This is a genomic window from Mycobacterium sp. (genome assembly GCF_035640695.1).
GTDB lineage: Bacteria > Actinomycetota > Actinomycetes > Mycobacteriales > Mycobacteriaceae > Mycobacterium.
On sequence record NZ_DASQVQ010000105.1, the window covers coordinates 1 to 4398 of the forward strand.

Sequence of the window (4398 nt, forward strand, 5' to 3'; positions counted from 1 at the left end):
CGGCTCGACCCGTGCGGCTCGGGCGAAGGTCACGGCCACCAGGTTCATCCGCGTTTTCTGGGACATCCCCCGCTTGGAGCGATACGCATTGATCGCCAACCGCTGGTCGGTCTCAGTTGTCGCCGGTATCGTGCCACCCCACGTATAGGCGATCCACCTGGCCTGAAGTTCGAGCGGCACAAAGTATCCGCCCGATTGATCCCACATGCCCACGAAGGCCAATCCCGGCAGGTCTGGATGGAAGGTGTAGCGGTCGGCGTCCAAGTGGACCGTGTCGAGGTCGAGGATCGTCCGGATCTCTTCACTCAGAAACGGCAGGCACAAATCAAACCCAGTGCCGAGGACAATCCCGTCGAACTCCTCGGCATGCCCGTCGGCGAAGGTCACGGTCGCGTCCGCGATGGATTCCATCCACGGACGCACCGTAATCCGGCCCTCGGCCACGAGCGGCAGATACTGCTGGTTGAGGGTGATCCCGGCGGCGAAGAGAGACGGGTCGGGTGCCGGTGCGCCGTACTGCTCCGGGCTCCCACCGGCCTCCACCACAATCTCCTTTAGCTGCCGGTCGATCTCATCCGCTGAAAGAGTCTCGCTCGCCAGGGTTCCGTATCGGGTGAAGATCCGGTGATCGGAGGGGACTCCGGCGGCGAACTTCGGCAGGACGTACCTCTGTCGCCGCTGGGTGACCACAACGCGGGCTGCGCCGAGCTGCGCGAGTTCTGCGGCGATCTCAAGGGCGCTGACCGCGCAACCGGCCACGAGAACGCGCTTGCCGCGATATGGAGAGGGCTCTCGGTAGTGGTACGTGGGGGTCGCTCCTGCCGAGCCTGCAAACGTGCCGAGACCCGCAACAGGTGGGATGGCGGGCGAGTGGAACCTGCCGCTTGCCACCACCACTCGTTCGAAGCGCTCGTCCATGCCGGCGTGACCAACGAGCCATCCTGGGTCGTCTCGCCTGAGCAGTTCGACCCGGGTGCCGAACCGGATGCGCGACGTAAGGCTGAACTTCTCGGCATAGCGATGCAAGTAGTCAAGGATGTCGCGGTTTGATGGGTAGACGAGGTCGCTCTCGTGCTCGAGATCGCTGAAGGCCGTCATGATGCGACTTGTGTTGGTATGCATGGTGGGCCACACGCCGCTGCAACCACGGCGGCCCGTCCACTGGCCCCCTAGCATCGGTCCCTGCTCGAAGATCGTCGGCTCGAATCCCTGCGAGACGAGCCAACGCGCCGCGATCAGCCCGCCTGGTCCGGCCCCGATCACGGCGACGCTTCTCCTCATCCGGGAACTGTCGCACGGCGCCGACGCGGCTGCGGTCTATTTGGGGGGTTGTGTCCCGTGTCATCAGGGCCGAACTTGAGCCGACCGAGACGCACAGTCTTCCTGAGGGCACACCTGAAATAGGTGAACGGTGGTGTTGCGCCACCGGCTCAGCTGATTGCTCCGGCGATGTTGCTTCTCGTAATGCGGCGACATCCGCGCAGACATAAATACGCCATTCAACGTTCGCCCGCCGGTTTCCGCAGGGGCAAAGCGGATTAGGTGCCTTTGAAAGAAAGCTCTGGCAGGACGTCAGGCGGGACGGGGGATGCCGTGGTCGTCGCACGGCGCCGCCGCCCCGTGATCGATGAGCGTGAGCGTCCGGCGCATTTCGGTGGGCGCGATGCTGCCACCCCCATTTGCGTACGGGTGGTCGAGGAAAAAGATCACGAGCAAGCCCGCGGTCACGAGCGCCGTGACGAAACCGATCGGTAACGACTGGACAACGATCCCCTCACGCCGGTCGGCCTGCGCGCACATGTAGGCGATCGTGAGCGAAGCGCCGATGCCCAGCACGACCCACAGCGGCAGGGGCACGAACGGCGCCGCCTCGGCGAGGCGCTCGCGCCGACCTTCGCGGCGCTGCGCCTGCTCGTCGAACCACTGGGCGTAGGCGGTCTCTTGTCGCGCGCCGTGGGGCTCTGCGATCGCGAACTCCCGGCCCAGCTTGTCGATCCACGACTGCACCAGCTCGCTGGAACGCGCATTCCTCATCAAGGGCCATTCGTCGTCGATGACGGCGCGCGCATAGCAGACCAGCCCGCCGTGCAGATGATCGCTCGAGGGCGACTGGAACACCTGAGCGACGGAGTCGAGTTCGGCCACGGCGATGGCCTCGACGCTCGCCCCGTTCCGCGCGCGCTGATAGCTCTGGAGCGCGAGGAAGATCACGAACGCAAGCACGACCGCGAACATCGTACCGATCACCGACAACGTGCCGGCGCTACGCGGCGAGTCGGCGAACCAGCCCCCGATGGGCGCGCGGCGGCGCACAAGCAGCTTGACGGTGATCGCCGCCGCGACCACCACGACCAGGACAAGAGCGGCGATCCAGGTGCGCACGGCCAACAACTCTAGACGAGGCCCGGGCGATATCGCCTCAGATACGGCTCGGCGAGGAGATCGAGCCGCCGTGGCGCGTGAGTGTCGCTGGCGGAGCCTGGGTAGGCAACACGCCGGGCGGGATGATCGGCTGGGGATCGGGCGCGGGGGATGATACGTAGCTGATGAATTCGGTGATGGTCGATTGTTCGAGGTAGATCTTGGCTATCGGGCAGACGCGTATTTCGGGCCGAATCCGCCCGGCGCACAAGGCGTTCCGTGTATTCGCCCCGCATCAGCGATCGTTGTCGCCGCCATCGCTGGATGACTTGTCGCCGGCCGAGCATCTGGCCAGGTTCATCGCGGTGTTCGTCGAGGAGCATTCCGAATTCGTCCGCATTCGGGCCGCCTCCACCGAGGGGCGTGGCGCGCCGCCCTGTGATCCGCGGCTGTTGGTCCGTGTCCTGTTGTACGGCTACATCATCGGGGTGCGCTCGTCGCGGGTGATCGAACGCAAATGCGTCGATGATGTGTGCTTTCGGTGGCTGGCCGCGGGGGCGGCCCCGGACTATCGGGCGATCGTCCGATTCCGCAGGCGGCACCTGGCTGCGCTGAGGCCACTGTTCGTACAGGCGTTGGCGTTGGGCCAGGCCGCGGGTGTCGTCCGGGTAGGCCGAGTAGGCCGGGTCGCGTTGGACGGGACAAGGGTGCGGGCCAACGTTCTGGCCGCGGTGGTTTCAGCCCTGTTGGCCGATGCCGAACGGATCGATAAGGCCGAGGACGCGACATGGGGTGAGCAAAGTCGCGGTGGCGAGATGGCCGAGCAGCTGTGGCGACGCGAGACTGGGCCGGCCGAGATCGGCGAGGCCAAAGCCGCACGGCAGGCTGGGGCTGAGCAGTTGGCCCTGGAGCAGGCCGCCCAGCGACCCGATGGCGGCGGCGATGACAGCGCCGCCGGCAAACGCGCGGGGACCCGGGGAAAGGCCAGCGCGAAATCGAAGGCGCAGCGTGTGCTGGTCGGCGCACTCTTATTGGCGTTGATGTTGGCGGGCGGCTACACCGTGGCGGTGCACAAGACCGTCACGCTGTCCGTCGACGGCGTACCGACGGCGGTGTCGACGTTGAAGTCGCGGGTCAGCGACGTGGTGCGGGAAAACGGCTTCGCCGTCGGCGAGCACGACAATCTCTATCCGGGCGCCAATCAGCTGGTCCACCAGTCTGACACCATCATGCTGCGACGCGGCCGGCCGCTGCAGGTGTCGATCGACGGCCAACCAAGCAAGCAGGTGTGGACGACGGCGTTGACCGTCGATGAGGCCCTCAAGCAGCTGTCGATGAGCGATGCCGCCCCCGTCGCGGCGTCTCGTGCGAGCCGCGTGCCGCTGGCCGGAATGGCGCTGCCGATGGTCAGCGCGAAGCACGTGCACATCAACGACGGCGGTGTGGTCAGCGACCAGCGCTTAGCGGCGCCCACCGTGGGCCAGCTGCTGGCAGCGGCCGGTGCGCCGCTCCACCAGGACGACAAGGTGGTGCCCCCGGCGTCGGCGCCGGTCATCGAGGGCATGCAGATCGTGGTCACCCGCATCCGCATGCACAACGTCGCCGCGCGCTTGCCGTTGCCGGCGCCGCTGCGGCGCATCGAAGACCCGACACTGAACATCAGCCGCCGCGTCGTCGATGACCCCGGCACTCCCGGCACCCAGGACGTCACCTTCACCGTCTCGACCGTCAACGGCGTCGAAACCGGCCGATGGGTGATGGCCCACAATGTCGTGACACCCGCCCGGCCGGCGGTACAGCGGGTCGGCGCCAAGCCGGGCACCCAGGTGCCGCCAATGAGCAAGACCGCCACGTGGGATGCGCTCGCCTCCTGCGAGTCCAGCGGCAATTGGGCCATCGACACCGGCAACGGCTTCTACGGTGGCGTGCAGTTCAACCAGGAAACCTGGGAGCGCCACGGTGGGTTGCGTTATGCGCCACGCGCCGACCTGGCCACCCGAGAAGAGCAGATCGCAATCGCCGAGGTCACTCAGGCGT

General features: G+C 66.6%; 3 protein-coding genes and 1 pseudogene. 2 read left to right on the forward strand and 2 right to left on the reverse strand.

Annotated elements, in window-relative coordinates; translation table 11 throughout:
- A partial coding sequence (locus tag VE759_RS12030) for a flavin-containing monooxygenase (protein WP_324932262.1) occupies nucleotides 1-1281 on the reverse strand: 1281 nt, incomplete at its 3' end.
- 291 nt (nucleotides 1282-1572) lie between these two features.
- Entirely contained in the window at nucleotides 1573-2382 is an 810-nt protein-coding gene (locus VE759_RS12035; protein ID WP_324932265.1) for a hypothetical protein, read from the reverse strand.
- A 344-nt stretch (nucleotides 2383-2726) separates the two neighbouring features.
- Between VE759_RS12035 and VE759_RS12040 the strand changes: the two are divergent.
- Nucleotides 2727-2933, forward strand: a pseudogene (locus VE759_RS12040) (transposase); the annotation flags it as partial.
- Between the two features lie 438 nt (nucleotides 2934-3371).
- Nucleotides 3372-4398: transglycosylase family protein (locus VE759_RS12045; RefSeq protein ID WP_324932268.1), on the forward strand; the 1027-nt coding region annotated here is incomplete at its 3' end.